Below are 26,028 nucleotides of genomic sequence, written 5' to 3'. Positions count from 1 at the left end.
CAGTGTCCAGAAGGGCCCCGGGCCGGGAAACTCCTTACCCCGCCGTTCATGACCGCTGCTACGGTCTGCGGTCTCCAGATCACCCATCCCCAGGGGGAAACACCACGTGACCGCGTCTTCTCCGGCCGGACTCCAGCACGACCACGTCATACGTCCGCTCGCCGGACCCGAGGAACTCGACCTGTTCCTCCGCCTCACCTACTCGCTCGACCACGAGCTCGCGGACGACCTCGCCACCGGCCGCCGCCTGCCGGAGTGGATGTGGGTCGCCCTCGACGGCGACCGGCTCCTCGGCCGGCTCGCCTGGTGGACGAACGCGGCAGGCGGCGAGCCGCTGGCACTCGACTTCTTCGACCTCGACCCCGAGCTCTCCCCGGAGGAGCGCGCCGAGGTCGGTCTGCGGCTCCTGGAGACCGCCACGGCCGCCGTGATCCCGGCGGGCGGGAAGCGCCCGGAGTTCGGCCGCTTCATGCCGGCGGACTGGCGCGAGGTGCCGGAGACCCGGTCCCTCCTGGAGTCCGTCTTCGGCACCCTGGAGGCCACGGGAGCCCGTCCCCTGGTCGAGCGGCTGCGCCTCGAATGGCAGCCCGGCACCCCCGTACCGGAGGCGAAGGGCCGTCTGGAGTTCCGCCCGGTCCGGGACCGCGAGGACCTGGTCGCCCTGATGACACCGGTCATGGAGGGCACGCTCGACGCGCACGGACAGGCCGACCTGGCCTCCGGCCTGTCGGCGCGGGAGGCCGCGGAGCTGCATTACGACGAGGAGTTCGCGCACTACTCCTCGCCGCAGGAGTGGTGGCGGGTGGCCCAGCTGCCGGAGAGCGGCGAGCCGGTCGGCTTCGTCGTCCCCGCGCGCAACAACTACCACCACACGATCGCGTACATCGGCGTGCTGCCGGCCCACCGCGGCAACGGCTACATCGACGACATCCTGGTCGAGGGGACCCGCGTCCTGGCCGCCGCCGACGTGCCCCGTATCCGGGCGGCGACCGACCTGGGCAACGTGCCGATGGCGGCCGCCTTCGCCCGTGCGGGCTACATCACCTTCGAGCGCGCGATCAACTACGTGTGGGACGCGCCGGGCGCGGCGGGGTCCTGACTGCCAGGATGGACGCGGTGGTCATTCGCTGATCCGCCGAGCTGATCCGACGCGTGGATCCGATGTCTGGATCCGATGCGTGGTCGGTCCGTCGACGAGGGGATTTCCGTGCTCTTCGAGGTGTGGGCGCCGAACGCCCGTGACCGGGTGACGCTGGAGCTGAACGGCTCCGGACACCCCCTGGAGCGGGACGCCGAGCGGGGCGGCTGGTGGACGGGTGTCGTGCCCGCCGAGGACGGCGACCGCTACGGCTTCTCGCTCGACGGCGGGCCCCTGCTGCCCGACCCGCGCTCCCGGCGGCTGCCCGACGGGCCCGACGGGCTGAGCGCGGTCGTCGACCACTCCACGTACGCCTGGCGTCACGACTCCCCGCGGCTGCGGATGCGCGGCGGCGTCCTGTACGAGCTGCACGTGGGCACCTTCACCCCGGAGGGGACCCTCGACTCGGCGGCCGCGCGCCTCGGGGAGCTGGCGGGCCTCGGCATCACCCATGTGGAGCTGATGCCGCTGTGCCCGTTTCCCGGGGTGCGGGGCTGGGGGTACGACGGGGTGGCGCCATGGGCCGTGCACGAGCCGTACGGCGGTCCCGAGGCGCTGAAGCGGTTCGTGGACGCGGCGCACGGGCTCGGCATGGGCGTGGTCCTGGACGTGGTGCACAACCACCTGGGGCCCTCCGGCAACCATCTCCCGTTCTTCGGCCCGTACTTCACGGAGACCCACCACACGCCGTGGGGCGCGGCGGTGAACCTGGACGCGCCCGGCTCGGACGAGGTCCGGGCGTACTTCCGGGGCAGCGCGCTCGCCTGGCTGCGGGACTACCGGATCGACGGGCTGCGGCTCGACGCCGTGCACGCGCTCGCCGACACCAGGGCGCTGACCTTCCTGGAGGAGCTCTCGGCGGCCGTCGACGAGCTGGCGAAGGAGCAGGGCCGGCCGCACTTCCTGATCGCCGAGTCCGATCTGGCCGACCCGCGCACGACCGCCCCGCGGGCGCTCGGCGGGATCGGCGTCCACGCCCAGTGGAACGACGACTTCCACCACTCCCTGCACACCGCCCTGACGGGCGAATCCCAGGGCTACTACGCGGACTTCGCGCGTGCCCCCATGGCCGCGCTCGCGAAGACGCTCACGCACGTCTTCTTCCACGACGGCACGTACTCGGCCTTCCGGGGCCGCCGTCACGGACGTCCGGTGGACCGGGAGCGCACCCCCGCCCACCGCTTCCTCGGGTACGCCCAGACCCACGACCAGATCGGCAACCGGGCCCTGGGGGACCGCCTTTCGGCCTCCCTCTCCCCCGGCCTGCTCGCCTGCGCGGCGACCCTCGTCCTGACGGGGCCTTCGGTGCCGATGCTCTTCATGGGCGAGGAGTGGGGGGCGACCACGCCCTGGCAGTACTTCACCGACCACACCGATCCGGAGCTCGCGGAGGCCGTACGGCGGGGCAGACGGCGGGAGTTCGCGGAGCACGGCTGGGACGAGAACGAGGTCCCCGACCCCCAGGAGCCCGCCACCCGCGACCGTTCGGTCCTCGACCGGGCCGAGCGCGAGCGGGACCCGCACAAGCGGCTGCTCGCCTGGTACCGCCAGCTCATCGCGCTGCGCCGCACCCTGCCCGACCTGACGGACCCGGACCTGGCGGGCGTGAAGGTGGCCTTCGACGAGGAGGCCCGCTGGCTGGTCTTCCGGCGCGGGGTCCTGCGGGTGGCGGTCAACCTGGGCAAGGAGCCGGCCGTGATCCCGCTCGGCACCAACGGCCGGGACCAGGTCCTGGCGGCGTGGGAGCCGGTCGAGACCCCGGCGGCGGACGGGGTCCTGCGGCTCCCCGGCGAGTCGGCGGTCGTCCTCGCGGACGGCTGACGACCACCCCGCGGGCGGCTACCCGACGATCGCCATCTCGTGCGGGGTGTTGTTGAAGCGGCGCCCCGCACCGTCCTCCGTCGCCGTCACGATGTCCTCGATCCGGACGCCGAAGCGGCCCGGCAGATAGACGCCGGGCTCGATGGAGAAGCACATGCCCGGCACGATCGGGAGCTCCTCGCCCTCGATCATGTACGGCGGTTCGTGCGTGGTGACGCCGATGCCGTGGCCGGTGCGGTGGATGAAGTACTCGCCGTACCCGGCGTCCGTGATGACCTTGCGGGCCGCCCGGTCGACCTCCTGGCAGGCCACCCCGGGCCGTACCGCCTCGAAGCCGGCCTGCTGGGCCTCCCGTACGAGGTCGTGGACGCGCCGCTCCTCGTCGGTGGGTTCGCCGACGTGGACGGTACGGGTGGTGTCGGAGCCGTACCCGTGCTTGAGGCCGCCGAAGTCCAGAACGACCATGTCGCCGTGGTCGATGACCCGGTCGCCGGCCTCGTGATGGGGGTTGGCGCCGTTGGGACCCGAGCCGACGACGGTGAAGTCGACCTGCGAGTGCCCGAAGCGCAGCAGCAGCGCGGCGAGGTCGGCGGCGACGTCGGTCTCCTTGCGGCCGGCGAAACGGACCTTGAGGATCTCGCCGTACGCCCGGTCGGCGGCGGCCCCGGCGGCCGCGATCCGGGCCAGCTCGTGGGCGTCCTTGACGCCCCGGAGCATCGGCAGGGCCTCGGTGAGGGAGACGTACGAGGTCCCCGGGAGGGCCTGCTGGAGGCCGAGGAGGTGCATGGCCCAGGCGTTGTCGCTGACGCCGAACCGCCCGTCGACGTCGAGGAGGGGCGCGGTGACGGCGTACGGGTCCTTGCCGTCGGTCCAGTCCCGCAGGGTGAGTGCGGCGGCCCCGGCCGCCTTCTCGGCGTCGGGGGCCTCCAGGGTCGGGACGACGAGGACCGGTTCCCGACCGGCGGCGAGGACGAGGACGGTGAGCCGCTCGGTGATCGCGGTGGGCTGGTAGCCGGTGAGGTAGACGAGGTCGGGGCCCGGGGCGACGACGACGCCGGCGAGCCCGGCGTCGGCGGCGGACTCGGCGGCGCGGGCCATCCGGGCCCGGTAGTCGTCCGCGGTGAACGGTTCGACCGTCTCGGTGGCGGGGCTGCTCGACATGGGGTCTCCTTCTGGGGCGTCCTCGGCGTCCTCGACGTACAGCATCCTGCCGGGCGGGGACCGCGCCCGCGACCGGTCGGCGACGCTCGGGCCCCCGCGCCCGCGACCGGTCAGCCGAGGTCCGGGCCCTGGGCGATGAGCCGTTCCAGGAGGTCCTGGAAGTCGTCGCCGACGACGATCCGCAGGTCCCCCCTCTCCGCGTCGTGCTCGCTGAGCTGGGTGAGCGTGCCGCCGCGCCACCAGAAGACGTACGGGCTGATGGCGCCCGGTGTGTCCTCGTACCCGGAGGCGGCGAAGGAGGCCATCGCGCCGAGGGCCGGGATGATCGAGGTGTCCCGGATGGGGTGGAAGGCGAGCTGGTGCCGGAACGGCATCGCGACGAGGGCGCCGTGTTCGCCTATCGGCAGGCCGGTGACCCGCCGGACGACGCCGTCCAGGTCGAGGACGCGGCTCGCCGTGTAGAAGGAGTCGCCGAGGATGATCTCGAAGCACATGCCGTCGGAGTCGCGGACGGTCTCGTGCTCCTCGACGGGAAGCCCGCGCAGATTGCGCAGGGCGCGGTCGCGCAGCTGGGCGTGGTCGCCGAGCCGGTCGAGCGCATCGTCGGTGAGCATCATGACGCTCTCCGGCAGGTCGAGGGCGAGGATCTCGTACAGACCCGGGCCGACGGTCCTCGCGTACCCGAAGGCCGCGGCGTCGATGCCGTCCCCACTGACGACCCGGGGATAGAGCTGGGAGCGGATCTGCTCGGGCGGCAGGGTGTCGAGCGCGGAGGGGCCGTCCATGGCGCGGACGACCAGACCGATGTGCCGGTCGATCATGCCGGGCCAGACGCGGGGGCCCCGCCGGTCCTGGTGACAGACGGCGGCGAGGTTGCCGAGGCCGAAGCGGCGGCCCTTGTCGTCGATGACGTGGTCGGCGTAGACGCTCACCTCAAGGCCGAGTTCGGCGAAGGTCTCCCGGACGCGGCCGCGGAAGAGCGCGGCCTCGCGCTGTGAGAAGTACGCGAACTCGGGGTCCCTCGGTGCGTCGTCGCCGTCCCGCCTGGGTCCTCGTCGCAGCCACCCCACGCCCGCCCGCCTTCCGTCGCCGTTGCGCACAGGGTAGCGACTGCGGGTGTCAGCTCTTGAGCCGTCGGGTGAACTCGGCCACCGGGCCCGTGGGTTCGGCCTGTATGCCGGCCGGGAGGAGGAGTTCGGTGCGGTGGACCAGCCGGGGCGCGATCAGGGGGACGGCGGTGGCGCCGGAGACGTCCGCCGCCACCGGCGCGGGCAGCAGCGCGAGACCGTGACCGGCGGCGGCCAGGGCGGCGAGGGTGCGGGTGTCGGTGCCCTCGTAGCGCAGGGCGGTACGGAAACCCCGCCCGGCGGGCCCGCCGTGGGCGCCCCGCAGCTGGTCGAGGGGGAGGCCGGCGGCGGGCGCGTCGAGCCAGCGGGCGTCGACGAGGTCGTCGAGGCGGAGCCCGGAGCGCCCGGCGAGCGGATGGGTCGCGGGCAGGACGACGGCGAGCGGTTCCTCGGCGACGCCGGTCGCGGCGAGCGGGGCGACGTCGGGCAGCCTCAGCGGGTCGCTGGGGGCGGCGATGCCGTCGACGAGCCCGGCGTCGGCCTCGCCGGTGGCGACCGCGACGGGCACCCGCTCGCGGGGCAGGGCGCGCAGGGTGACGCCGGTGGCGGGGAGCGCGGCGAGGGTACGGGCGTGCAGGGCGAGCGGGGAGGCGGCGACGTTCAGGGTGGCGCGGGGCGCGGCCGCGAACCGGTCGAGGTCGGCGCGGGCCGCGTCGAGCCGCAGCAGCAGCGCCCCGGCGTGTTCGAGGAGGCGCTCCCCGGCCGGGGTCGGGGCGACGGGCCGCCGGGTGAGCAGCGGCAGCGCGAGGTCGGCCTCCAGGGCGGCGATGTGCTGGGAGACGGCGGACTGGGTGTAGCCCAGCTCACGGGCGGCCTCGGAGAAGGAGGCGAGCCGGGCGACGGTGACGTACGTACGGAGGAGGTGGGGGTCCATGGAGTGCGCCGGGCCCCGTCAGGACCCGTCGGGGGCGGTGAGGAGGGCCTGGGCGTAGTGGGCGAGGGAGCGGTTGTAGCGGGGCAGCAGGGGGGCGAGGGCGCCGAGGGCGAGGGCGGCGGCCTCGCGGTCCCGCCCGGTGTCGGCGAGGGCCAGGGCGAGGAAGGCGTCGACGGCGCCGGAGAGCGCGGTCTCGTCGGCGTCGAGCCGGTCGGCGGGGATGTCCCGTTCGGCGGTGAGGAGTTCGACGCTGCGGTCGGGCCGGCCGAGGTTGCGCAGGCTGCTGGCGAGCTGGATGACGGCCCGGCGGCGGCGCAGTCCGGTGAGGTGCAGGTCGAGCGCGCGACGGTAGAGACGGACGGCCTCTTCCGGCTGTCCGGTGGAGTCGTGGGCGGCGCCCTGTTCGAAGAGTGCGGCGGCGTCGTCGGCGGGGCGCTCGGCGGCGAGTGCGGCGACGCGGGCGCGGAAGTCGGCGGGCTCGTACGTGTCGAGCCGCTCCCAGAGGGCGGCGACGCGGCTCTCCCAGTCGGGCAGCTCATGATCGGTTGTCATGCGGCCACCCTATCCAGCTCCACATAAGCATCGGCGATGGAAGGTGCAGCAATCATCGTTGGACGTGAACGGGGGGCGCCGCCAAGGATGGTCCCCATGAACGACACGCACACCCTCCCCCGCACCCCCCGTATCGCCCTGGTCGGCGACCGCTCCCCGCACGTCCGCTCCCACGTCCGGATCCCCGTCCTCCTCGACGCGCTCGCCGAGCGCGACGGCCTCGCCCTCGACGCGTACTGGATCCCGACCGGGGACGCGGAGACGCCCGGCGCGGTGAAGGGCTTCGACGCGGTGTGGGTGCTGCCGGGAAGCCCGTACGCGAGCGAGGCGGGGGCGCTGGCCGCGATCCGCACGGCCCGCGAGGACGGCATCCCGTTCCTCGGCACCTGCGGCGGCTTCCAGCACGCGCTCCTGGAATACGCGCGGGACGTCTGCGGTCTGACCGGTGCGGCACACGCCGAGAACGACCCGTCGGCCGACGCCGGCGACCTGCTGATCGCGCCGCTCGCCTGCTCGCTGGTGGGCCACGAGGGAGTCGTACGGGTCACCCCGGGCTCGCTCGCCGAGCAGGCCCTGGGCGCGGAGCGGACCACCGAGCGCTACCACTGCAACTACGGCCCCGACAGCCGCCACCTGGACACCCTGCGGGCCCACGGCCTGCGGTTCACGGGCGCGGACGAGGAGGGCGGGATCCGCATCGCGGAACTCCCCTCCCACCCCTTCTTCCTGGCCACCCTCTTCCAGCCGGAACTCGCGGGCGACGGCACCCGACCGCACCCGCTGATCCGGGCACTGGCGGTGGCGGCCGCGAAGCACGCGGCCGAGCACCCGGCCTAGGGACAGGTCCCCGGGCCGGGTGCCGGGTGCCGTGCCCGCGCGAGGTCGACGGGAGGTCAGCGGGACCAGTGCGGGTCGCGCCCGGTGAAGGCGAGGAGCCTCTCCGCGCGGCTCGCCCCCTCCGGAACGACCAGCGCCGGCGCGTACTTCCCGAAGGAGTCGCGGACGAAGTCGACGAGCTTCGACGCGATGTCCTCCAGCGCCTCGGCCATCTCCTCCGTCAGCGGCAGGTCCTGCCCGGTGGCCCTGGCGATGTCCCAGGCGTGGATGCCGGCATCGAGCGCCGCGGCGGCGGCGCCCGTCTCGGCCGGCATCGGCCCCATCGGGGTGGGCACGCTCTCGGCGTCCCTCCCCGACTCCCACGCCGCGGCGGCCGCCTCCAGCACCGCCGTCAGTTCCGCGACCGGGTCGTCCGCCGTCGCGTCCACGGGCTCGAAGGGGTCACTCGCGGGCGTGACGCCCGTGATCTGCATGACCAGCGCCTGCTGGTCCAGGCGCGCGTGGTTCAGCACCTGCCGCACCGTCCACTCCGTGCACGGTGTCGCGTCCCCCCACGCCCCGGCGGGGACGCCACGCGCAGCGGCGAGCAGGTAGTCGTGCGCCTCGGCGAGCAGTTTGAATCCGTCGGCGGTCATCCGTCGGCCCTCCCGTTGTTTCCAAGATCGAATCGTCACCATAGGTCGGCGGTCGACCCGGCGTCCGACCTTTTCGCCAAGGACCGACAGGACCTACGACATCGGCACGACGAGGTGGGCGCGGTCGCGGCCGCGGGCCACCAGGCGGGCGTTCGCCTCGTCCGAGCCGTGGACCCAGCGCTCGGCGTGGGCGCGGTCCTTGCCGAAGCGGACGTGGCGGTCGACGAGCCGGGGGACGCGGCGCCGGGCGTCCAGGTCGAGGTACCAGGCCTCGTCGAGGAGCGGCAGGACACCGGCCCAGGCGTCCTCGTCGTGCAGCAGGTAGTTGCCCTCGGTGACGACGAGCGGGACTTCGGGGCCGACGGCTATCGCCCCGGCGATCGGCTGCTCGATGGAGCGGTCGAAGGCGGGCGCGTAGACGGTGGTGCCGGGAGCGGGGGTACGCAACCGGGCGAGGAGCGCGGTGTATCCGGCGGCGTCGAACGTGTCGGGCGCGCCCTTCCTGCCTGCCCGGCCGAGGCGTTCCAGTTCGGCCTGGGCCAGATGGAAGCCGTCCATGGGGACGAGGACGGCGAGCCCGTCGAGACGGGCGACGAGCCGCGCGGCGAGCGTGGACTTCCCGGCGCCGGGCGCACCGGCGAGACCGAGGATGCGGCGCTGAACGGATGCGTGTTCCGACCCGCTCCCGAGCCCGCTCCCGAGCTCGCTCCCAGGCCGGTCATCCAGCCTTCCGGGCCCGCCGTCGGGACCGCTTCCGGGCCCGCTCTCCCGCCCGCTCCCCGTCTCCGCGAGGGCCCTCGCCCGGGCGGCGAGACGCTCGAATTGTTGCGCGTCCATGTCGGGCATTCTCGCACCGGGCGTGCCGGTTGACGCGGGTAGATTCCTACGTACTACTTTTGCCCCATGCCGTCCATCGCACTTGTGACCCTCGTCGTCCGTGACTACGACGAGGCCATCGCCTTCTACACCGACGCCCTCGGATTCGACCTGGTCGAGGACACCGACCGCGGCGGCGGCGGCCGCTGGGTCGTCGTCCGCCCGCGCGGCGCGGCCGGGGTCGGCGGCCTCGGGAACGCGGGCCTGCTCCTGGCCCGCGCCAAGAACGACGCCGAGGAGGCCTCCGTCGGCAACCAGACGGGCGGCCGGGTCGGCTTCTTCCTCCACACCGAGGACTTCGCCCGGGACCATGCCCGGATGACGGAGGCGGGCGTCAAGTTCCTGGAGGACCCGCGCCACGAGCCCTACGGCTCGGTCGCCGTCTTCGAGGACTTGTACGGCAACCGCTGGGACCTCCTCCAGCCGGCGGAACCGACCGCGTAATGCCTAGACGTGCGCGCGGCAGAAGGTGCGAACCGCCGCGGTGAAGGCCTCCGGCGCCTCCAGGTTGCTCATGTGGCCCACCGCGGGGATCACCACCAGCTCGGCGTGCGGGATCGCGTCCCGGAAGGCGTGGGCGACGTCCAGGGGGGAGCGGGCGTCGCGCTCCCCCCACAGCAGCAGGGTCGGCACCGTGACACGGGGCAGCAGGTCCGTCTCGTCGGCCTCGGCCATCAGGGAGAGCTGCGCGGCCATGCTCTCCGGCCGCACGTCACGGCTCATGGCGTCCAGGAGCGCGGCGAAGCGCTCCGGCGGGCCGTCGGCGTAGAGCCCCGGCAGCGTCGGGTCGAAGTCCTCCCGAGGCGCCGCGAGCATCCGCTGTGCCCCCTCGACCCGCGCCGCGACCTCCTCCGGCGGCAGCGAGCCCTTCCAGCCGGCGTACGTGTCCACCATCAGCAGCGACCGCACCAGCTCCGGCCGCCACCGGTACAGCTCCAGGACCACCGTCCCGCCCCAGGACAGCCCCGCGACCTGGGCGGGTCCGAGCCCCACGTCCTCGATCACGGCGGCGAGAGCGCCCGCGAAGTCCGCGAGCCCGAAGCCCGCCGGCAGCACGCCGGACCGCCCGGCCCCCGGCTCGTCCCAGGCCACCACCGTGAACTCGTCCGCCAGCGCCTCGACCTGAGGCTGCCACATCCGCCCGTCGAGCCCGGCCCCGTGAGCGAGAACCACGACCGGCCCTCGCCCCTTCCGCGTATAGGCGACGTCGACGCCGCCGACCCGCACCACTGCCATGCCTCCAGGCTAGTTGAAATGCGCCGCCCACGGCCGCAGCACGTGGCCTCCGGAAAAACCGTTGTCGCGCGTCCCGTTCCCCTCCCTACACTCACGTCTCGGCGCATCGACCGGTGCGCCCCGTGAGACGTCCGACCGAGGGGAGACGACCGTGCGTTGCCGTAGCGCCGCAGCCGTGTCGTCCGCCCGTGCCCGGTACGACGTGATCCTCGCCTCTCCCTCCGGCCGGTGGCGGCTGCGCGCCCGCCATCGCCGACCCGTGTCGCTCCCGCCGTCCGTCTGACGGCCCGCGTACGGGAATCGCGCTGCCCTGTCTTCATCCAGCAGCAGCGAAAGGCACGACACCGTGCGTACCCACCTCGTCGACCGCGTCCGCAACCTCGGCATCCTCGCCCACGTCGACGCCGGCAAGACCACCGTCACCGAGCGGTTCCTGTACCTCACCGGTGCCACCCACAAGCGTGGCGAGGTCCACGACGGCACCACCGTCACCGACTTCGACCCGCAGGAGCGGGACCGGGGCATCACGATCTTCGCCGCGGCCGTCAGCTGCGACTGGGCCGGGCACCGGATCAACCTGATCGACACCCCGGGGCACGTCGACTTCTCCGACGAGGTCGAGCGTTCGCTGCGCGTCCTCGACGGCGCCGTCGCCGTCTTCGACGCCGTCGCGGGTGTCGAGCCGCAGAGCGAGACGGTGTGGCGGCAGGCGGACCGGCACGGCGTCCCGCGCATCGCCTTCGTCAACAAGCTGGACCGGGCGGGCGCGGAGCTCGACACCGCCGTGGAGTCGATCCGTACCCGCCTCGGTACCGTCCCGCTGCCCGTCCAGCTCCCCATCGGGCGCGAGGACGGCTTCACCGGCGTCGTGGACCTGGTCAGGATGCGGGCGTACGTGTGGGCCGACGGCGCCGACACGTACACCGACCAGCCGGTCCCCGACGAGCTCCGGGACGAGGCACGGCACCGCAGGCGACGCCTGGAGGAGACGGTGGCGGAGCTGCATCCGGGCGCCCTGGAGGAGTTCTGCTCGGTCTCCGCGCTCTCCGAGGGGACGCTGACGGGCGCGCTCCGCGACCTCACCCTCACCGGCGAGGCCGTGGTCGTCCTGTGCGGCTCGGCGTACCGCAACCGGGGTGTCGAGCCGCTGCTCGACGCCGTCGTCGCGTACCTCCCGGCGCCCTCGGACATGCCTCCGGTACGCGGAGAGGTGCCGGCGGACCCGGAGGCGCCGTTCACCGCGCTCGCGTTCAAGGTGAGCGCGACGGCCACCGGCCGGATGACCTACGTCCGCGTCTACGCGGGCACGATCGGAAAGGGGGACACCGTGCTCGACACCGTCACCGGCCGCACCGAGCGGATCGCCCGCATCCTGCGGGTGCAGGCCGACCGGGCGACCGAGGTCGACGTGGCGCGCGCCGGGGACATCGTCGCCGTCGTGGGCCCGAAGGGCGCCCGGGCCGGGGCGACCCTGTGCGCCCCGGGCGCGCCGATCGTCCTCGAACCGCCGACCACCGCCGACCCGGTGGTCTCGGTCGCGGTCGAGGCCCGCCGGAGCACGGACACCGGCCGCCTGGCGACGGCGCTCGCCCGGCTCTCCGAGGAGGACCCGTCGCTCGTCGTGCGGTCCGACCCGGAGACGGGCCAGACCGTCCTGTCGGGTCTCGGCGAACTGCACCTGGAGGTCGCGGTGGAGAAGCTGCGGCGCGACCGGGGCCTTGAGGTCACGGTCGGCCGTCCGCAGGTCGCGTACCGGGAGACCGTGGCGAAGGGCGTCACCGGACTGCTCCACCGTCATGTCAAACAGGACGGCGGCGCGGGCCAGTTCGCCCATGTCGTCATCGACGTCGAGCCGCTCGCGGACACCGACGAGGCGGAGTTCGCGTTCGGCTCGACGGTCACGGGCGGCCGGGTCCCGCAGGAGTACGTCCGCGCGGTCGAGGCCGGCTGCCGGGACGCGCTCGTCGAGGGTCCCCTCGGCGGCCACCCGGTGACGGGCGTCCGGGTCACGCTCACGGACGGCGCCACGCATCCGAAGGACTCCTCGGAGATGGCGTTCCGCACGGCGGGCCGCTTCGCGCTGCGCGAGGCGCTCCGCGCGAGCGTGATGACGCTCCTGGAGCCGGTGGCCGACGTGACGGTCACCGTCCCCGCGGAGTCCGTCGGTTCGGTCCTCGGTGACCTCGCGGCCCGCCGCGGCCGGGTGACGGACCAGACGACCCGCTCCGGTACGGCGGTGGTGGAGGCGACGGTGCCGCTGGCCGAACTCTTCGGCTACGCGTCCCGCCTGCGCGGCCGCACCCAGGGCCGGGGCACGTTCACCACCCGCCCGGCGGGTTACGCCCCTGCCCCGCAGGACCGGACGGTGTGAACGGGGGTGTCCGGGCCGCGGTGACCCCGCGGCCCGGACACCGGGCCGACACCGGGCCTGCGCGGTCGGGGCGTGGCGCATACCGGCAGTGTCAAGGCCCCTTGCGGGACGTTAGGTTGATCGGATCGGACACCCAAGGGGGGCGAGTGACGGACCAACAGGACCTGCTGTACCGCGTGGAGTCGGACCCGGAGTGGAACACGGCCGCGGCCGGCACCGCGCGGGTCAGCCTGCATCCGGACGAGACGGCGCCCGAGGTCATCGTCGTGAGCGGTCCGTGCCCACGCTGCCACCACGAGACCGTGCACGCCGAGCCGCTCGTCGCGTACGCCGACGCGCTCACCCGTACCGGCCTGCTGGCCCGCCTGCTTCTCCGCCGGGCCGCCGAAGCGGGCTCGCGGGAGGTCGAGGTCATCTGCGCCTGCCCCGCCGCCCACCCCGAGGCCGGCGAGCACAAGGGATGCGGGGCCTCCTGGGTGCTGCACGTCGAGTGGGACGCCTGATGGCGGTCCGCGTCACGGCCGGTACGCCCAGTTCGCCGGCCAGCCGGGCACGGGCCGACGAGTCCCGCGGACTGCTGGAGGGCGAGCTCGTCCGGGTCCGCGCCCAGGCCGAGAACTGGCGCAACGGCCTCGCCGCCCTGCTCGGCCTGCTGACCGCCGTCGGGATCGTCAAGGGACCCGACACCCTGCAGGGACTGTCCGGCGGGGCGCGCGGCGCGGTGGGAGTACTCCTGCTGGGGGGACTGCTGCTCTCCGCGGCCGGGGCCTTCTTCGCCATGCGGGCCGCGTTCGGGCTGCCGCGGCGTCGCGTGGCCGACGCCTCGCTGGAGGAACTGCTCACCAGGGAGCGGCTGACCGTGCGCCGGGCCGTACGGGACCTGCGCCGGGCCATCGCCGCGGGGTTCCTGGCGCTGGCTGTGGTCACCGCGGGGATCGGTCTGACCTGGTACGGCCCCCGGCCCGGGAAGCCGGGGGTGCAGATCGTGCAGACCGACGGGAGCGTGCTGTGCGGCACGCTCGTCGGGATCGACGCCAAGGGGGTGCGGTTGCGGGTCAAGGAGGTGGAGCGACGGGTGCCGTCGGGGCGGATCGGGTCGGCGAAGTCGGTGGAGAGCTGCCCCTAGGACCCCCTAGAGGTTGGCTGTCCAGCGGGCGTCGGGAACCGCACCTTGCCGGTGGAGGTCGAGGATCACGGGGGCGGTCTGCTCCCAGAGGACGTCCACGATCTCCTGGATCGCGGTACCCAGCTGAAGGAGCGGTGCCGCGCCTTCGTTGAGGCGTTCCTTCGCGTGTCCGCGCACGAGGTCGCGTCGGAGCTCGGTCGGCGGATGGGTCGGGGACGCGGGGCGCGGAGCGTTCGCGCCTGTCACCAGCAAGGGCACAGCCCGTTCGAGAACCTCGCAGGCGGAGAAGAAGAGTTCGACGCCCGCGTGGGGTAGCGACGGGCCGTAGTCCCCGCTCATGGCCCCCAGGCACAGATTCCAGCCGATGAGGTCGGCGACCGCCTCCTGCTCCCACTTCCAGGCGACCTCGGTGACCTCGGTGACGTCGGCACCGTCTGTCCCCAGCATGCGACGGGGGCCCTTCCGGTCGGCCACGTGTTCGGCCATGACGTGGCCGTATTCATGGCCGAGGACGAAGAGCTCCATCCCGTCCCGAAGGATGCTGCCCATTTGGTCGACGCCTTCCGGGGGGAAGTACTGGGGCGCTCTGCTCGGTTCGCCCTCAAGGAGATAGGCGAGCACGACCTCGCGGAAGCGGCGAACGGCCTCCGGGGAGTCCCGCACGTGACGACGCACCTTGTCGACGTCCACGGAGAACGCGATCCTGTCGCCCTCCGCTCTCTCCTGGGGCATCGCCAGGGCCACGGCCTTGCTGAACAGGCCGGCGAAGTTGAGAAGTTCGTTCTCGAAGACGACCACGTGCGCCTGCGAGTCGGGGGCGAGCAGCGTCACGGCATTGATCTCGCCCGTGGCCAGCAGGCCCAGCACGGGACGGGTGAAGGAGGCGGGGAAGGACTTCTCGAGCCGGTCCGCCAGCGTGTGGATCAGCCAGTATCCCCCTGGAGGCTCGTCGGGCCCGCAAGGCGGCCAGTGATCCTGGGGCGTTGTCCCTAACGCGACAACCCGGTCCACCACCTCGTCCGACAGGCCGGGCATTCTCCTCCCGGTCTCCACGAGGAGTTCGTTCCAGCCTGCCCCCTGCCTGCCTCGTCGCAGGCCACGCACCTCGGCGATCTGCGCCTGCAGCTCCCACAGAAAGGCCCGCGCCTTGTCCTCGTCCGTCTTCGTCGCCATCGTGCTGCTCCCCCGTCCCTCTCTTTCCCGTCAGTCTGGCGGGAGTCGGTCAGCTGTGTCAGCGGAATCGGCGCAGGCCGCGAGGTCGAGTTCCGCTCGTACGGTCTTCCCGACCGGTACACGGTCGAGCACCTCCCACCGGGTCGCCAGCGCCTCGACGAGGAGCAGGCCGCGCCCGCCCTCGTCGAGGGGGCCCGGGGCGACGGGGGCCGGGCGCCGCTCACTCCGGGTGTCGGAGACGCCGACCCGGAACAGCAGACCGGGCGTGTACGAGAGCGTCAGCTCGAAGTCACGTCCGGGCACCCGGCCGTGGGTGACGGCGTTGGCGGCGAGTTCGGCGACGAGGAGCCCGACGGTCTCGGAGACCTCGGAGCCGTACGGAACGTTCCAGCGGTCGAGCTGGTGGAGAGCGAGCCGGCGGGCGAGGCGCGCGCCACGCGGGGTCGAGCTGAAGCGCTGGGTGAACACACGTACGGTGACGGAGGATTGGCGGGTCATGGGGGTGGTCATGGGGCCAATGTGGCGCCGCCGGGGACGGGTTGCCAGGTCAGAAACCCGTACGCTGCGACAGCGTACGGGTTCACACTCTGGACGGTACCGATAACTGCCCGTGAGCATGGGTGCGTTCAGTGCGAGCGCATGGGTGCGGGAGGTGGCCGGGGTGACGGACGAGGTTCCGGGCGAGGTTCAGGGCGGCAGTGAACCGGAGGCATCGGACAGCCTGAAGGCCTTCGGTGAGGTGGTCAAGACCTTCCGGAAGCGGGCCGGGCTGACGCAGGAGGCCTTCGCGCCCCTCGTCGGGTACTCGGTGCCGACGGTGGCCTCGATCGAGCAGGGGCGGCGTTTACCGTCGGTCGACTTCGTGGAGAAGTCCGAGGTGGTGCTCGACGCCTTCGGGGTGATCCGGGCGGCGGCGAAGCACCTGGCCCGGAAGCCGGGGCTTGCGAGTTGGTTCCGCCAGTGGGCGAAGCTGGAGGCTCAGGCGGCGGCGCTCTACACGTACGAGAACCGGCTCGTGCCGGGCCTGCTCCAGACGCCCGCGTACGCGAGGACGCTCTTCGAGAAGCAGATTCCGACGATGGGTGACGCCGAGATCGAGGCACAACTCGACGCCCGCGTCGAGCGGATGAAGCTCCTCACGGAACGCCCCCACACGATCTACAGCTTCATCATCGAGGAGCACGTGCTGCGCCGCCAGACCGGTGGTCCGCAGGTCATGCGCGAGCAGATCGCCCACATCCTCGACATCTGTTCACGCCGCAACATCGACTTCCAGATCATGCCGCAGTCGCGCGAGCACCACTCGGGGCTCGACGGCCCCATGCGTCTCCTGGAGACCCCGGAGAACAAGTGGTACGCCTACTGCGAGGGGCAGGAGAGCGGCCTCCTCCTCTCGGACCCCAAAGTGGTCAGCATCCTCCAGAAGCGGTATGCCAGGATGCGAGCACAGGCTCTCTCCTTCGAGAAGTCCGTGAGCCTGCTGCGGGAGATGCGAGGAGCGCCATGAGCACCACAGACCTGGCCTGGTTCAAGAGCAGCTACAGCGGTGGCAGCGGAGACGACTGCGTCGAAGTCGCCCTCTCCTGGCACAAGTCGAGCTACAGCAGTGGTGGCGACGGTGACTGCGTCGAGGTCGCCTCCTGCCCCTCCACCGTCCACGTCCGCGACTCCAAGATCCCGGACGGCCCCCAGTTCACGGTGGCGCCCGCCGCCTGGACGGAGTTCCTCACCCAGCTCGGCTGACGGCCAGGGTTTGATGCGACAACTGGGCGGGCGCCACCGGGTGTCCCGCCGGCCAGTCGGTGGCCGCCACGCCGAACCGAGGATGCGTCCGAAAGCGCGTGTCTGATAATCGATCACGTGGCGGCGAGGGTGAAGCACGGCTGTGCGACAACCGGTACGGGACTGGATCACGCCACATCGAGGTGTGGGGGATCGCATGGGATTGCTGGTTGCGTCGGAGGCTGTCGAGGCGCGGAAGGACAGGTTCGACTGGTTCTGCGAGGCGGTGTCCAGTGATGTCATGCCCGTCATGCTCAGCACCCGGCACGCGGCCGACTTCCGGGCGAGTATCACGGACCTGGATCTCGGCGTGGTGCGGCTGTCCGCTTTGGCCTGCTCACCGGTGCTCTCGCGCCGCACGTCGACTCATGTACGGCGTGGCGATCCCGAGCACCTGCAGCTGGCGCTCGTCACACAAGGCGCTGTCAGGATCTCCCAGCGGGGCAACGAATCGCTGGTCGCGGGGCAACTCGTCCTCACGGACACCTCACGACCGAGTGAGGGGGAATGCACAGGCGGGCAGGTCGAGACGGTGGTCATGCAGATTCCCCGTCACGCCCTGGCTCTGAAGTCGGACCGGGTGGACCGCCTCCTCGCACGGGGCCTGGCCGCAGACGTGGCGTCAGGGGCGATCTTGGCCGACTTCCTGAAGACGCTGCTCACGCACGGCCCGCAGTGTCGCCCGGAGGAGCTGCGCGGGATGGGGTCCGTCGCCCTCGACCTGGCCACCGCGTTTCTCGCGCAGCAGCTCGGTGACCCCGGTGCGGCGCCCGCCGAGGCCCGTGCGCAGGAGACGGTGCAGCGGATCCATCGCTTCATCGAGAACAATCTCGGCGACCCGGGCCTGACTCCTCAGGTGATCGCCGATCGCCACAACATGTCCCTCCGGCAGCTCTACAACCTCTTCGGCGACCAGCCCCTGACCATCTCGGCACGTATCCGCCGGAGCCGGCTGGAGCGTGCCCACGCCGACCTCGCGTGCGGGGAACTGAGCGGTCAGCCCGTTCAGGCGATCGCGGCGCGCTGGGGCTTCTCCACCGCCACCGGGTTCAGCCGGGCGTTCCGCGAGGCCTACGGGATCACCCCTACCGAACATCGTGCGTCCTCCCTGGCGGCTCCACGGCACGCAAAGCACAGAAACCCTGCACGTCACACACACCACCGCGCTCCGTTCGGGCCTAAATTCACCGCAGAGGACACCACCCCAGAGTGAACGGAACCACGAAAACATGAACCTGCGTACGAAGGTTGCCACCACCGCCGCTGCCGCTGCCCTGTCCTTCGCTGGGGTGTTGGGCTCCGCGGGGCAGTCGTTCGCCGCGACGAACGGACAGCAGATCCACTTCCACGACACGAGCGGCCTCGTCTACTCCATCCGCATCCAGGGTTACAACCAGAACGGCGATGCGGTATCGGGATGCTTCGGCACCCCGAGCAAGGACACCTGGATCGGTGGCTGGTGGTGGAAGGGGGAGGCCGAAGTCACCTTCTACAAGAACAACTCCTGCTCGTTCGCCACGTATTACGGGGACACGACCGCATGGGTGCCGGCCTCGCAGAGCGGCGACTGGACGACCGTCTCCTCCTGACCCCAGGAGGTCTCCAGGCCTCGGGACTTCGTGTCCGTGCGCCTTCCCGTGTCGTCCGCGTCCGACGCTCGTCCGACTCGGTTCCCGGCCCGCGAGCGCCGTGTGCCAGGATGCGTGCACCTGCCCTCCGTCCGCGCGCGGACGGCAGGTGGCGTACGACACGAGGAGCAGCACCATGAGCACGACCCCCGGCGGATACCTCTCCGGCCTCTTCTCCCTCGAAGGGCGCACCGCCCTCGTCACGGGCGGCAGCTCCGGCATCGGCCGGGCCATCGCCGGGGCCCTGGCCCGCTCCGGGGCGAGTGTGGTCGTGATGGCCCGCAAGGAGGCCGAGCTCGTCGCGACCGTCGACGAGCTGACGGCCGACGGCTGCCGGGCGGCCTGGGTGAGCGCCGACCTCAGCACCCGCGAGGGCATCAAGGCGGGGGCTGAGGCGGCCGCGGCCGCCTTCGGCGAGCCGGACATCCTGGTGAACTCGGCGGGGATCAACCTCCGCCCCCCGTTCGGCGAGCTCGCCGAGGAGGTCTGGGACACCACGATGACGGTGAACCTGGAGGCCCCGTTCCTCCTGGGTCAGCGGTTCGGCCCGGGGATGGCCGAGCGCGGCTTCGGCCGGATCATCCACATCACCTCCCAGCAGGCGCACCGCGCGTTCGTGCAGAGCGGCGCGTACGGGGTCTCCAAGGGCGCCCTGGAGTCGCTGGCCCGCTCGCAGGCCGAGGCCTGGTCCCCGTACGGCGTCACGGCCAACACCCTGGTCCCCGGCTTCGTGATGACCCCGCTCAACCAGCGCCTGTCCGCCGACCCGGAGAAGGTGGCCGCACTCGCCGCCCGCACGATGACCGGCCGCAACGGCCTCGCCGAGGACTTCGCGGGCGCGGCCGTCTTCCTGGCGAGCCCGTCCTCCTCCTACGTCACGGGCCAGTCCCTCTTCGTGGACGGCGGCTTCTCCGTCCACTGATTCCGGGTCAGACGAAGTAGTCCTCCGCATCCTGCATGGGGGCGTGGGCGAGGCTGATCATCGCCTCGTACCTGTCGGCGCCCATATAGAAGGCGCCGGTGTGGTGCAGGTAGAAGAACCTGCCTCGCTCGTCGATGAGCACGGGGGACGAGTCCGAGCCGTCGAGGCCGACCGGGAAGAGGCGTACCCCGAGGTCACGGCTCAGCTCGGCGACGTCGGCCGGAGCCGACCGGTAGCCGAGGTACGGGGTGAGGTAGAGGTACTCCTCTCGGGAGGCGTCGATCGTCAGGCGCAACCCGCCGTGCTCGGTGAGGAAGGCGGTCGCGGCCTCGAAGGGCTCCACCGGGCAGCCTGCTTCCCGGTACCGCTCGGTGACGTCCCTGATCATCGCCGTTGCCTGGCCGGTCACATCCCGGCCGGGGAACCATCCGTGTTCCCCGAACCAGGCGTCGACGTCTTCCCGGGTTTCCGTTCCTGGCACGGGGAACTCCTTATCCGCGGCCGGCCGTCCTTATCCGCGGCCGGCCTTGCCCGCCCCCGACCAGGCGGCGAACGCCTCGGCGCAGGCATCCAGCACGGCCGCCGTGGGGCCGAGGGACGTGGGCAGGCCGGCCGACAGGGTCAGTGCGGGCCCTACGGCCGGGTTGCCCAGCGTCACGGAGCACTCCACGGTGGCGAACGGCCCCTCCGTACCGGACGGGACGGGAACCGTGAGTGTCAGTTCGCAGCCGCTCGCGTGTGCGCCCGTGGCGTCGAGCCGAGCCGTCATCTCCGCGATCAGCGGCTCGGTGCTGCTCTCCAGGGAGCCCGGGCCCAGCGGGAAGTCCTCGTCCACGGCCACGACGCCGATCCCCCGCAGCGTCGTCGCCCGTAGACGCAGCACCCGGGCGCCGTACACGCCCGTACTGTGCAGGACGTAGACGGCGACGAGGGCGGCTCGTACGGCGGCGTCGAGAGCGACGGAGGCGTCGCCGGGCAGCGGGAATCGCCACCGGGGCGCCCGGAGCCGTACCGGCGCGACGCCGTGGGCGAGCGCGGTCAGACCCTCGTGGACCGTCTCGCCGAGGAGCCAGGGCCCGCCGGGGCCGAGCATGAGGAGCCGGCCGTGCTGGTCGACCGCGAGCGGCGCGTCCGTGTCCGTACGGCCGAAGGGGAAGAGCCGTACGCCGAGGGAGTCGGCGAGCCGGTTCAGGGAGGGGACGTCGAGGCGGGCCTCGCGGGGGTCGACGACGCTGCCGATGGCGGCGACCTCCCGGCCGCCGTCGGCGGCGGGGTGGACGTGCAGGCCGTGGAACTCGCGCACGGCCCGTTCGGCGGCCGGGAACAGCTCCGCGCCGACCGTCACCGTGATGAGGACCGCCAGCATGGCGTCGTCCCCCGCGTCACGGCCGGGCCGCCACCCCGCCTCCGTCAGCACGCCCGTCATGCCTGATCGCGGAGGATCGCGATGCCCAGCCGGTCGAGGAGCGCCGAGCACGAACGGCAGACGTCGGCCTCGGTGCCGTGCGCGGGGTCGCCGTGCGGGCGGATCTTGCGGGCGACGAGCGCGGCGCCCGCAAAATGCGGGGCCGCCTCGTCCAGCGTGATCGTCCGGCCGTCGGCCCGCCGCCGGTCGAGGCCGAAGAGCTCGTCGGAGACGAGGGCGGACTCGGCGCAGTAGCCGATGAAGGGCTCGCGCAGGGCGGGCGGGAGACCGTCGAAGAACTCCCGCACGGCCGGGTGGAGTTCCGGCTCGCCGTCGCCGGTGAGGTTGGTGTGGCTGGTGATCGTTCCGTGGAGGAGCAGCGACGCCGCCGTACCGGGAATCAGGTCAGACATAGAGGTCCTCCGCGTCCTTCATGGGCCAGCGGAAGAGGCCGATCATGGCCTCGTGCTTGCCGGTGCCCATGTAGTAGTTGCCGAAGCTGTTCATGGTGAAGAACCGGCCCTGCTCGTCGATGACGAGCAACTCCCCCTCCGCGGAGTCCCAGCCGACCGGGAACACCTTCGCGCCCAGGCCACGGCTCAGCTCCGCGATGTCCTCGAAGAGATCGCCCCATACGGGGACGGGCGTGAAGTGGAGGTGCTCCTCGCGCCGGACGTCGTGGGTCACGCTGAGCCCCGCGTGCTCGGCCAGGAAGTCGGTGGCGGCGGCGAACGGCTCCACCGGGAAGCCGGCGTTCCGGCTCTCCCCGACGATCTGCGCCACGATCGCCGGCACCTGGTCGGCCACGTTCCGGCCGGGGAACCAGCCGTACTCGGCGAACCAGGCGTCGACGTCCGCGGGAACGTTGAGATGGGGCATGGGGTGGTGGCTCCTAACCTGCGTACGCGCCGATGCCCGCCATGTCGAGGGCTATCTCGCACGAGCGGCACGGCTCTTTGTAGTCGTTGTGCGCGAGTACTCCCCGCGGATCCCGGCCGATCTGCACGGAGTACATCTGCGCGCCGGCCATCCTCTCGCGTACGTGGTCGAGCGTACTGATGGAGGTGCCGGACGGGTCGAGCTGGTGGAGCCGGTCCGAGAGGAGCAGGGCCTCCGCGCACTGCCCGTGGCCTGCGCCCGGCCTCCGGCCCTCGCTCTCGATCCTGGCCCTCACCTGGTCGTAGAGGTCCTGCGCGGCCGGATGCAGGGCGGGCTTGTCCTGTCCCTCGAACTTGGTCGCGCTGGTGTGGCTGGTGACCACACCGTCGTGGAGCAGCCCGCCGGAGCAGGTGTTGTCCTTGAGGAGGTGCTCGCCGACCGGGAACCGGGTCTTGGCGAGGTCGATCTGGTGCTTGGGGTCGTCCGGGTTGTCCGGGTCGGCCCTCCGCGCCCGGTCGGCGAGGTCGCGGGTCTCCTGGACGAGGGCTTCGCGCTGCTGCTCGGGGGTGAGGTGGCTCACGTCGAGGGGGTCGGTGCGGTTGTGTCGCATGGTGCCCGCGGAGCTGCCGTGCCAGGGCGGGGCCGGGGTGATGCGCCTGCCCGGGTCGTTGCCGGAGCCGCCGTTCCCACCGTTCCCGCCGCCACCGCCACCGCCACCGCCTCCACCGCCGCCGCCCTTGCCGCCGTTGTCGTGGTCGCCCTTGCGCTGGCGGGCGAAGCGGTCACGGAGGTCGTCGTCGGTGTTCTTGTGGTCGACGGAAATCTGCTTGACGACCTTGGGCAGGGTCTGGCCGACGTGGTCGCCCATGCTCTTGGCGGCCTTGGTGAGGGCCTCCAGGGCCTTGTCGGCGACCGGATCGATCGCGTCGGCGATCGAGTCACGGCCCCGGGCCCGGCCGTGCGCCGTCTTTGCCTTCGTGAGCTTGCCGGCCGTCTTTCCGTGGATGCCGGCACTCACGCCGTTCAGCTGGGTGGAGGCGTGGGTGTGCTCGGAGTGCTCGATGTGCAGGTTCTTCAACCCGCTGCCCGATCCCTTGCCGCCCCCGCCGCCGGCGGAGGCCAGGTTCATGGCCTCCTTGCCGGACTGCACTCCCTCTTTGAAGCCGTCCTTGCCCGCGTCCTTCGTCTGGTCGAGGTCGACGCCGTCCTGGAGCCCGATCGCCACCGCGCCGAGCTGGACGACGAGGTCGGCCGCCATGCCCTCCAGGGCCGCCACGGCCGGCTCGGTCATCGCGGAGATGACGTACCCGACGGCCTCCTCCACGCACTCCTTGATCAGCCGCTTGATGACCTCCTGCGTGGCGCGCATCGCGCCCGCGCCGATCAACGCCGACAGACCACCGGTCACCGGGATGAGGGAGATCGCGATGCCCGCCTCGGCGGCGAGGTATCCGAGCTGGACGATGGCCGCGAGCTTCATGCCCTCGATCGCACCGGCCGCCGTGTCCAGACCGCCCGCGATCGTGCGCGCCGCACCGGCGATGTCCTTGATGTGCTTGGTCTTGACCTTCGACCAGTGCTCGTTGAGCGCGTCCATCGACTCGCCCTGCCCCGAGGACAGCAGCCGCTCGAAGTGGTTGTTCGCGAGCTGACCGTCGTCCTCCAGGTCCTCCGCGAACTCCCGCAACGCGTCCGCCATCTCGCGATACGCGTCCTCGTCGACGTTCGGCCAGGCCACTCCGATCAGATCGAGCAGTGTGTCCGCCCAGCCCGGCACCGTGACCGCCACGATTCCCCCACCCCCGTCAATGACTCTTTGCAATGCGTAACAGTCCTACCACAGAGGACGCCTGACGGTGAGTCCGAGGTTCCCCGGCGGAACAGCACGACGGCGGCAAGGGAGGAATCCCTTGCCGCCGTCGCTTTTCCCGACCGGTCAGCTCTCGCCGGGCTCCAGCCGCAGCGAGATCGAGTTGATGCAGTACCGCTGGTCCGTCGGCGTGGGGTAGCCCTCGCCCTCGAAGACATGACCCAGGTGGGATCCGCAGCGGGAGCAGCGGACCTCGGTGCGGACCATGCCGTGCGAGCGGTCGTCGATCAGCTCGACGGCGGAGCTGTCCTTCGGGTCGAAGAAGGACGGCCAGCCGCAGTGCGACTCGAACTTCTCGTTCGACGTGAACAGCTCCGCGCCACAGGCCCGGCAGGAGTACACGCCCTTGGTGGTGGTGTCCGTGTACTCACCCCGGAACGCGGGCTCGGTGCCCGCCTGGCGCAGCACCTGGTACTCCGCCGGGGTCAGCTCCGCACGCCACTGCTCGTCCGGCTTCTCGACGTCGTACGCCATGAGCTCGCTCCCTCTGCTACTTCGACAGGTGGTCCAGGATCAGCGGGCCGAGGTCCGTGACGTCGCCCGCGCCCATGGTGAGAACGAGATCGCCGGGTCCCGCCATTCCCGCCACGACCTGCGGCACCGTGGCCTTGTCGTGGACGGGCGTCACGTCGGCGCCGGCCTTCTGCGCGGCGGCGATGATCAGCTCGCTGGTGATGCCCGGGATCGGGTCCTCGCGGGCCGGGTAGATGTCGAGGACGACGGACGCGTCGGCGAGGGCCAGCGCGTCGCCCATCTCCTTGCCCAGCTCCTGGGTGCGGGAGAACAGGTGGGGCTGGAAGACCACCAGGAGGCGGGAGGCCCCGGCGGCGCCGCGCATGGCCTCCAGGTCGGCGGTCATCTCGGTGGGGTGGTGCGCGTACGAGTCGATGACCTGGACGCCCTTCGCCTCGCCCTTGAGCTGGAGGCGGCGGCCGACGCCGGTGTACGCGGTGAGGGCCTGGGCGAGCTCGGCCGGGTCGATGCCGACGCGGGCGCCGGCGGCGAGGGCCGCGGCGGCGTTGTGGGCGTAGTGACGGCCCGGGACGGAGACGGTGAAGGTGTGCTCGACGCCGTCGAGGGCGACCGTCACCTCGCTCTTCATCCCGTTCGGGACGATCTTGAGGATGCGGGCGTCGGAGTCCTCGGTCTCACCGACCGTGACGATGTTCAGACCGTCGCGGTCCGCGACCCGGCGGGCCAGTTCACGCGCGCCCGCGTGCTCGCCGACGACCAGGGTGCCGCCGGGACGGATCTTGGCGGTGAAGGCCTCGAAGGACTCGTAGATCTCGTCCATGGACGCGTAGTTCGCGTGGTGGTCCAGCTCGACGTTGAGGACGATCGCGACCTCGGGGTCGTACTTCTGGAAGCTGCGGTCGCTCTCGTCGGCCTCGGCGACGAAGACCTCGCCCTCGCCGTGCAGCGCGTTGGTGCCGGGGCCCGCGAGGTCGCCGCCGATGGCGTACGAGGGGTCGAGACCGAGCTCGGTGAGCGCGACGGCCAGCATGGAGGTGGTCGTCGTCTTGCCGTGCGTACCGGCGACCGCGATCGCGCGCAGGCCGTCCATGAGGGAGGCGAGCGCGTCGGAGCGGTGGACGACGGGGATGCCGAGCTCGGCGGCGCGGGCCAGCTCGGGGTTGTCGGCGCGGATGGCGCTGGAGACGACGACGGCGGAGGCGTCGTCGGCGAGGTGCTCGGCGGCGTGGCCGATGTGCACGGTGGCGCCCAGGGCGCGCAGCGACTGGGCGGTCACGGACTCCTTGGCGTCACTGCCGGCGACCTTGGCGCCGCGCTGGGCGAGGATCTTCGCGATGCCCGACATTCCGGCACCGCCGATGCCGATGAAGTGCGGCCGTTCCATGGCGGCAGGGATGGCGGGTGCCATGCGGATCTCTCCCCGGGGTGCGTCGTGCGTGGAAGACCCCAGCCTAGTGGCTGCGGCCGGGTGGACCCGGCGGGCCGCGGCGGGGGCGGGTGCGCGGCGTGGTGGCCGTGCCGGGGCGTGTCCGCGCCCCGTGCCGGAGTCGTGTCCGCGCCCCCTGCACGGGGCGCGGACGCGGACAGGTCCGGCCGGCTACTCGCCGGCTTCCTCACTGTGGGCGAAGAGCTTGAGCACGGGGACCCCTACCTTGTGGCGGGCCCGGGAGGCCCAGTCCCGGTGGAAGAACTCCTCCACGTAGTGCGGGGCGGTGAGCACGATCACCTCGTCCGCCTCCGACTCGTCGACCACCGCCTTCATCTTGGTGAGCGGGTGGTCCTCGACGACCTGGCCGACCGCTTCGCAGCCGGCGTCTCTCAGGGCCTGGAGCGAGTGCTCCAGGGCCAGCTCGGCGGGGACCCTGGCCTCCTTGCCCTCCGGTTCGTCGCCCTCACGCGTGGCCTCCTTCAGTTCGCCCATGGCCACGTCGTCGATGGCACGCAGCAGTAGATCGGCCTGGTCACCACGCGGCTGCATCAGAACGATGAAGGACACGCCCTCGTCGCCGTGCAGGGTGGTGACGAATTCCACGTCGACGGACGTCAGGGGCTTCTCGATCATCAGAACGCTTGTGAACACCTCAGGAGCCCTTCTGCGGAAACCATCCTCCCCCGTGCCCGCACGGGGTCTGCGACAGTAA

Annotated in this window: 29 protein-coding genes and 1 pseudogene; 13 read left to right on the top strand and 17 right to left on the bottom strand. The window is 72.2% G+C overall.

The window, feature by feature from the left end; all coding sequences use genetic code 11:
• Window positions 1-106 precede the first annotated feature (106 nt).
• A complete protein-coding gene (locus OG462_RS33075) occupies window positions 107-1,099 on the top strand; it encodes a GNAT family N-acetyltransferase (protein WP_406063312.1) in 993 nt (330 codons plus the stop codon).
• 108 nt (window positions 1,100-1,207) lie between these two features.
• Window positions 1,208-2,959 carry a malto-oligosyltrehalose trehalohydrolase gene (gene treZ / locus OG462_RS33070; RefSeq protein ID WP_406063310.1) on the top strand — a complete coding sequence of 584 codons (1,752 nt, stop codon included), beginning with the start codon at window positions 1,208-1,210 and terminating at the stop codon, window positions 2,957-2,959.
• Window positions 2,960-2,977: 18 nt separating this feature from the next.
• Here treZ and OG462_RS33065 read toward each other — a convergent pair whose 3' ends face one another.
• From OG462_RS33065 to OG462_RS33050, 4 genes are all read right to left on the bottom strand, one after another.
• The gene (locus OG462_RS33065; protein ID WP_406063309.1) at window positions 2,978-4,120 is read right to left on the bottom strand and encodes a M24 family metallopeptidase; all 1,143 of its coding nucleotides are present in this window, start codon (window positions 4,118-4,120) and stop codon (window positions 2,978-2,980) included.
• A gap of 110 nt (window positions 4,121-4,230) precedes the next feature.
• On the bottom strand, window positions 4,231-5,190 hold the full coding sequence (locus OG462_RS33060) for a hypothetical protein (RefSeq protein WP_406063307.1): 960 nt from the start codon (window positions 5,188-5,190) through the stop codon (window positions 4,231-4,233).
• A gap of 49 nt (window positions 5,191-5,239) precedes the next feature.
• A complete protein-coding gene (locus OG462_RS33055) occupies window positions 5,240-6,121 on the bottom strand; it encodes a LysR family transcriptional regulator (RefSeq protein WP_406063305.1) in 882 nt (293 codons plus the stop codon).
• 18 nt (window positions 6,122-6,139) lie between these two features.
• Entirely contained in the window at window positions 6,140-6,673 is a 534-nt protein-coding gene (locus OG462_RS33050; protein WP_406063303.1) for a tetratricopeptide repeat protein, read from the bottom strand.
• Window positions 6,674-6,769: 96 nt separating this feature from the next.
• On the opposite strand from OG462_RS33050, the gene OG462_RS33045 reads away from it, so the two are divergent.
• Complete coding sequence (locus OG462_RS33045) at window positions 6,770-7,510, top strand: glutamine amidotransferase-related protein (RefSeq protein WP_406063301.1); 741 nt, start codon at window positions 6,770-6,772, stop codon at window positions 7,508-7,510.
• Window positions 7,511-7,566: 56 nt separating this feature from the next.
• Here the strand turns inward: OG462_RS33045 and OG462_RS33040 are convergent, their stop codons facing one another.
• The gene (locus tag OG462_RS33040) at window positions 7,567-8,145 is read right to left on the bottom strand and encodes a TIGR03086 family metal-binding protein (protein ID WP_406063299.1); all 579 of its coding nucleotides are present in this window, start codon (window positions 8,143-8,145) and stop codon (window positions 7,567-7,569) included.
• A gap of 93 nt (window positions 8,146-8,238) precedes the next feature.
• The gene (locus OG462_RS33035; protein WP_406063297.1) at window positions 8,239-8,982 is read right to left on the bottom strand and encodes a nucleoside/nucleotide kinase family protein; all 744 of its coding nucleotides are present in this window, start codon (window positions 8,980-8,982) and stop codon (window positions 8,239-8,241) included.
• 66 nt (window positions 8,983-9,048) lie between these two features.
• Between OG462_RS33035 and OG462_RS33030 the strand changes: the two genes are divergently transcribed.
• Window positions 9,049-9,465 (top strand): VOC family protein, encoded by a 417-nt coding sequence (locus tag OG462_RS33030; protein WP_406063295.1) that lies wholly within the window; start codon window positions 9,049-9,051, stop codon window positions 9,463-9,465.
• 3 nt (window positions 9,466-9,468) lie between these two features.
• On the opposite strand, the gene OG462_RS33025 is transcribed toward OG462_RS33030, so the two are convergent.
• Window positions 9,469-10,257, bottom strand: a complete 789-nt coding sequence (locus tag OG462_RS33025; protein ID WP_406063293.1) for an alpha/beta fold hydrolase — start codon at window positions 10,255-10,257, stop codon at window positions 9,469-9,471.
• A gap of 151 nt (window positions 10,258-10,408) precedes the next feature.
• Here OG462_RS33025 and OG462_RS33020 point away from each other — a divergent pair, with 151 nt between their 5' ends.
• From OG462_RS33020 to OG462_RS33005, 4 genes are all read left to right on the top strand, one after another.
• Window positions 10,409-10,540: a hypothetical protein gene (locus OG462_RS33020; RefSeq protein WP_406063291.1), complete on the top strand. Its 132-nt coding sequence runs from the start codon at window positions 10,409-10,411 to the stop codon at window positions 10,538-10,540.
• 63 nt (window positions 10,541-10,603) lie between these two features.
• Window positions 10,604-12,628, top strand: coding sequence for an elongation factor G (gene fusA, locus OG462_RS33015; RefSeq protein WP_406063289.1), 2,025 nt, complete (start codon window positions 10,604-10,606; stop codon window positions 12,626-12,628).
• Window positions 12,629-12,774: 146 nt separating this feature from the next.
• Window positions 12,775-13,131, top strand: a complete 357-nt coding sequence (locus OG462_RS33010) for a hypothetical protein (RefSeq protein ID WP_406063287.1) — start codon at window positions 12,775-12,777, stop codon at window positions 13,129-13,131.
• The gene (locus tag OG462_RS33005; RefSeq protein ID WP_406063285.1) at window positions 13,131-13,754 is read left to right on the top strand and encodes a hypothetical protein; all 624 of its coding nucleotides are present in this window, start codon (window positions 13,131-13,133) and stop codon (window positions 13,752-13,754) included. Before OG462_RS33010 ends, OG462_RS33005 begins: the two co-directional genes overlap by 1 nt.
• Before the next feature lie 6 nt (window positions 13,755-13,760).
• Here OG462_RS33005 and OG462_RS33000 read toward each other — a convergent pair whose 3' ends face one another.
• Both OG462_RS33000 and OG462_RS32995 read right to left on the bottom strand, forming a co-directional pair.
• A complete protein-coding gene (locus OG462_RS33000; RefSeq protein WP_406063283.1) occupies window positions 13,761-14,927 on the bottom strand; it encodes a hypothetical protein in 1,167 nt (388 codons plus the stop codon).
• A gap of 30 nt (window positions 14,928-14,957) precedes the next feature.
• Window positions 14,958-15,437 carry an ATP-binding protein gene (locus OG462_RS32995; protein ID WP_406063282.1) on the bottom strand — a complete coding sequence of 160 codons (480 nt, stop codon included), beginning with the start codon at window positions 15,435-15,437 and terminating at the stop codon, window positions 14,958-14,960.
• 151 nt (window positions 15,438-15,588) lie between these two features.
• On the opposite strand from OG462_RS32995, the gene OG462_RS32990 reads away from it, so the two are divergent.
• The 5 genes from OG462_RS32990 to OG462_RS32970 all read left to right on the top strand — a co-directional run bounded on the left by OG462_RS32990 (window position 15,589) and on the right by OG462_RS32970 (window position 19,259).
• On the top strand, window positions 15,589-16,434 hold the full coding sequence (locus OG462_RS32990) for a helix-turn-helix domain-containing protein (protein WP_406063281.1): 846 nt from the start codon (window positions 15,589-15,591) through the stop codon (window positions 16,432-16,434).
• Window positions 16,431-16,670, top strand: a complete 240-nt coding sequence (locus tag OG462_RS32985) for a DUF397 domain-containing protein (RefSeq protein WP_406063279.1) — start codon at window positions 16,431-16,433, stop codon at window positions 16,668-16,670. Before OG462_RS32990 ends, OG462_RS32985 begins: the two co-directional genes overlap by 4 nt.
• A gap of 196 nt (window positions 16,671-16,866) precedes the next feature.
• Entirely contained in the window at window positions 16,867-17,922 is a 1,056-nt protein-coding gene (locus OG462_RS32980) for a helix-turn-helix domain-containing protein (RefSeq protein WP_406063277.1), read from the top strand.
• Window positions 17,923-17,938: 16 nt separating this feature from the next.
• The gene (locus OG462_RS32975; protein ID WP_406063275.1) at window positions 17,939-18,298 is read left to right on the top strand and encodes a hypothetical protein; all 360 of its coding nucleotides are present in this window, start codon (window positions 17,939-17,941) and stop codon (window positions 18,296-18,298) included.
• A gap of 175 nt (window positions 18,299-18,473) precedes the next feature.
• Window positions 18,474-19,259, top strand: a complete 786-nt coding sequence (locus OG462_RS32970) for an SDR family NAD(P)-dependent oxidoreductase (RefSeq protein ID WP_406063273.1) — start codon at window positions 18,474-18,476, stop codon at window positions 19,257-19,259.
• Window positions 19,260-19,266: 7 nt separating this feature from the next.
• Here the strand turns inward: OG462_RS32970 and OG462_RS32965 are convergent, their stop codons facing one another.
• The 8 genes and pseudogenes from OG462_RS32965 to OG462_RS32930 form a co-directional block, all read right to left on the bottom strand.
• Window positions 19,267-19,740: an SUKH-3 domain-containing protein gene (locus tag OG462_RS32965; RefSeq protein ID WP_406063272.1), complete on the bottom strand. Its 474-nt coding sequence runs from the start codon at window positions 19,738-19,740 to the stop codon at window positions 19,267-19,269.
• Window positions 19,741-19,770: 30 nt separating this feature from the next.
• Window positions 19,771-20,685 (bottom strand): SUKH-3 domain-containing protein, encoded by a 915-nt coding sequence (locus tag OG462_RS32960; protein WP_406063270.1) that lies wholly within the window; start codon window positions 20,683-20,685, stop codon window positions 19,771-19,773.
• A complete protein-coding gene (locus OG462_RS32955) occupies window positions 20,682-21,077 on the bottom strand; it encodes a YwqJ-related putative deaminase (protein ID WP_406063268.1) in 396 nt (131 codons plus the stop codon). The genes OG462_RS32960 and OG462_RS32955 overlap by 4 nt, the downstream gene beginning before the upstream one ends.
• Window positions 21,070-21,543 carry an SUKH-3 domain-containing protein gene (locus tag OG462_RS32950; RefSeq protein ID WP_406063266.1) on the bottom strand — a complete coding sequence of 158 codons (474 nt, stop codon included), beginning with the start codon at window positions 21,541-21,543 and terminating at the stop codon, window positions 21,070-21,072. Before OG462_RS32950 ends, OG462_RS32955 begins: the two co-directional genes overlap by 8 nt.
• A gap of 55 nt (window positions 21,544-21,598) precedes the next feature.
• A pseudogene (locus tag OG462_RS32945) lies at window positions 21,599-23,332 on the bottom strand (YwqJ-related putative deaminase); the annotation flags it as partial.
• A gap of 147 nt (window positions 23,333-23,479) precedes the next feature.
• Window positions 23,480-23,887, bottom strand: a complete 408-nt coding sequence (gene msrB, locus OG462_RS32940) for a peptide-methionine (R)-S-oxide reductase MsrB (protein ID WP_266897998.1) — start codon at window positions 23,885-23,887, stop codon at window positions 23,480-23,482.
• Between the two features lie 16 nt (window positions 23,888-23,903).
• Window positions 23,904-25,295: a UDP-N-acetylmuramate--L-alanine ligase gene (gene murC, locus OG462_RS32935; RefSeq protein ID WP_406063264.1), complete on the bottom strand. Its 1,392-nt coding sequence runs from the start codon at window positions 25,293-25,295 to the stop codon at window positions 23,904-23,906.
• A 189-nt stretch (window positions 25,296-25,484) separates the two neighbouring features.
• Window positions 25,485-25,967: an indole-3-glycerol phosphate synthase gene (locus tag OG462_RS32930; protein ID WP_406063262.1), complete on the bottom strand. Its 483-nt coding sequence runs from the start codon at window positions 25,965-25,967 to the stop codon at window positions 25,485-25,487.
• Window positions 25,968-26,028 lie beyond the last annotated feature (61 nt).

The organism is Streptomyces sp. NBC_01077 (genome assembly GCF_045162855.1).
In the GTDB taxonomy this organism is placed as follows: Bacteria; Actinomycetota; Actinomycetes; order Streptomycetales; family Streptomycetaceae; genus Streptomyces.
The sequence above is the reverse complement of the archived record's forward strand: the minus strand, read 5'-3'. Positions and strand labels throughout refer to the sequence as shown.

Excerpts from the sequence above, each read along its gene's own strand:
- msrB (WP_266897998.1), bottom strand. The coding sequence starts at position 23,887 with ATGGCGTACGACGTCGAGAAGCCGGACGAGCAGTGGCGTGCGGAGCTG.
- OG462_RS33000 (WP_406063283.1), bottom strand. The coding sequence starts at position 14,927 with ATGGCGACGAAGACGGACGAGGACAAGGCGCGGGCCTTTCTGTGGGAG.
- OG462_RS32950 (WP_406063266.1), bottom strand. The coding sequence starts at position 21,543 with ATGCCCCATCTCAACGTTCCCGCGGACGTCGACGCCTGGTTCGCCGAG.
- OG462_RS33040 (WP_406063299.1), bottom strand. The coding sequence starts at position 8,145 with ATGACCGCCGACGGATTCAAACTGCTCGCCGAGGCGCACGACTACCTG.
- OG462_RS33035 (WP_406063297.1), bottom strand. The coding sequence starts at position 8,982 with ATGGACGCGCAACAATTCGAGCGTCTCGCCGCCCGGGCGAGGGCCCTC.
- OG462_RS32985 (WP_406063279.1), top strand. The coding sequence starts at position 16,431 with ATGAGCACCACAGACCTGGCCTGGTTCAAGAGCAGCTACAGCGGTGGC.
- OG462_RS33045 (WP_406063301.1), top strand. The coding sequence starts at position 6,770 with ATGAACGACACGCACACCCTCCCCCGCACCCCCCGTATCGCCCTGGTC.
- OG462_RS33025 (WP_406063293.1), bottom strand. The coding sequence starts at position 10,257 with ATGGCAGTGGTGCGGGTCGGCGGCGTCGACGTCGCCTATACGCGGAAG.
- OG462_RS33005 (WP_406063285.1), top strand. The coding sequence starts at position 13,131 with ATGGCGGTCCGCGTCACGGCCGGTACGCCCAGTTCGCCGGCCAGCCGG.
- OG462_RS32970 (WP_406063273.1), top strand. The coding sequence starts at position 18,474 with ATGAGCACGACCCCCGGCGGATACCTCTCCGGCCTCTTCTCCCTCGAA.
- OG462_RS32995 (WP_406063282.1), bottom strand. The coding sequence starts at position 15,437 with ATGACCACCCCCATGACCCGCCAATCCTCCGTCACCGTACGTGTGTTC.
- OG462_RS33050 (WP_406063303.1), bottom strand. The coding sequence starts at position 6,673 with ATGACAACCGATCATGAGCTGCCCGACTGGGAGAGCCGCGTCGCCGCC.
- OG462_RS33065 (WP_406063309.1), bottom strand. The coding sequence starts at position 4,120 with ATGTCGAGCAGCCCCGCCACCGAGACGGTCGAACCGTTCACCGCGGAC.
- OG462_RS33055 (WP_406063305.1), bottom strand. The coding sequence starts at position 6,121 with ATGGACCCCCACCTCCTCCGTACGTACGTCACCGTCGCCCGGCTCGCC.
- OG462_RS32960 (WP_406063270.1), bottom strand. The coding sequence starts at position 20,685 with ATGACGGGCGTGCTGACGGAGGCGGGGTGGCGGCCCGGCCGTGACGCG.
- murC (WP_406063264.1), bottom strand. The coding sequence starts at position 25,295 with ATGGCACCCGCCATCCCTGCCGCCATGGAACGGCCGCACTTCATCGGC.
- OG462_RS32955 (WP_406063268.1), bottom strand. The coding sequence starts at position 21,077 with ATGTCTGACCTGATTCCCGGTACGGCGGCGTCGCTGCTCCTCCACGGA.
- OG462_RS32975 (WP_406063275.1), top strand. The coding sequence starts at position 17,939 with ATGAACCTGCGTACGAAGGTTGCCACCACCGCCGCTGCCGCTGCCCTG.
- OG462_RS32980 (WP_406063277.1), top strand. The coding sequence starts at position 16,867 with ATGGGATTGCTGGTTGCGTCGGAGGCTGTCGAGGCGCGGAAGGACAGG.
- OG462_RS33030 (WP_406063295.1), top strand. The coding sequence starts at position 9,049 with ATGCCGTCCATCGCACTTGTGACCCTCGTCGTCCGTGACTACGACGAG.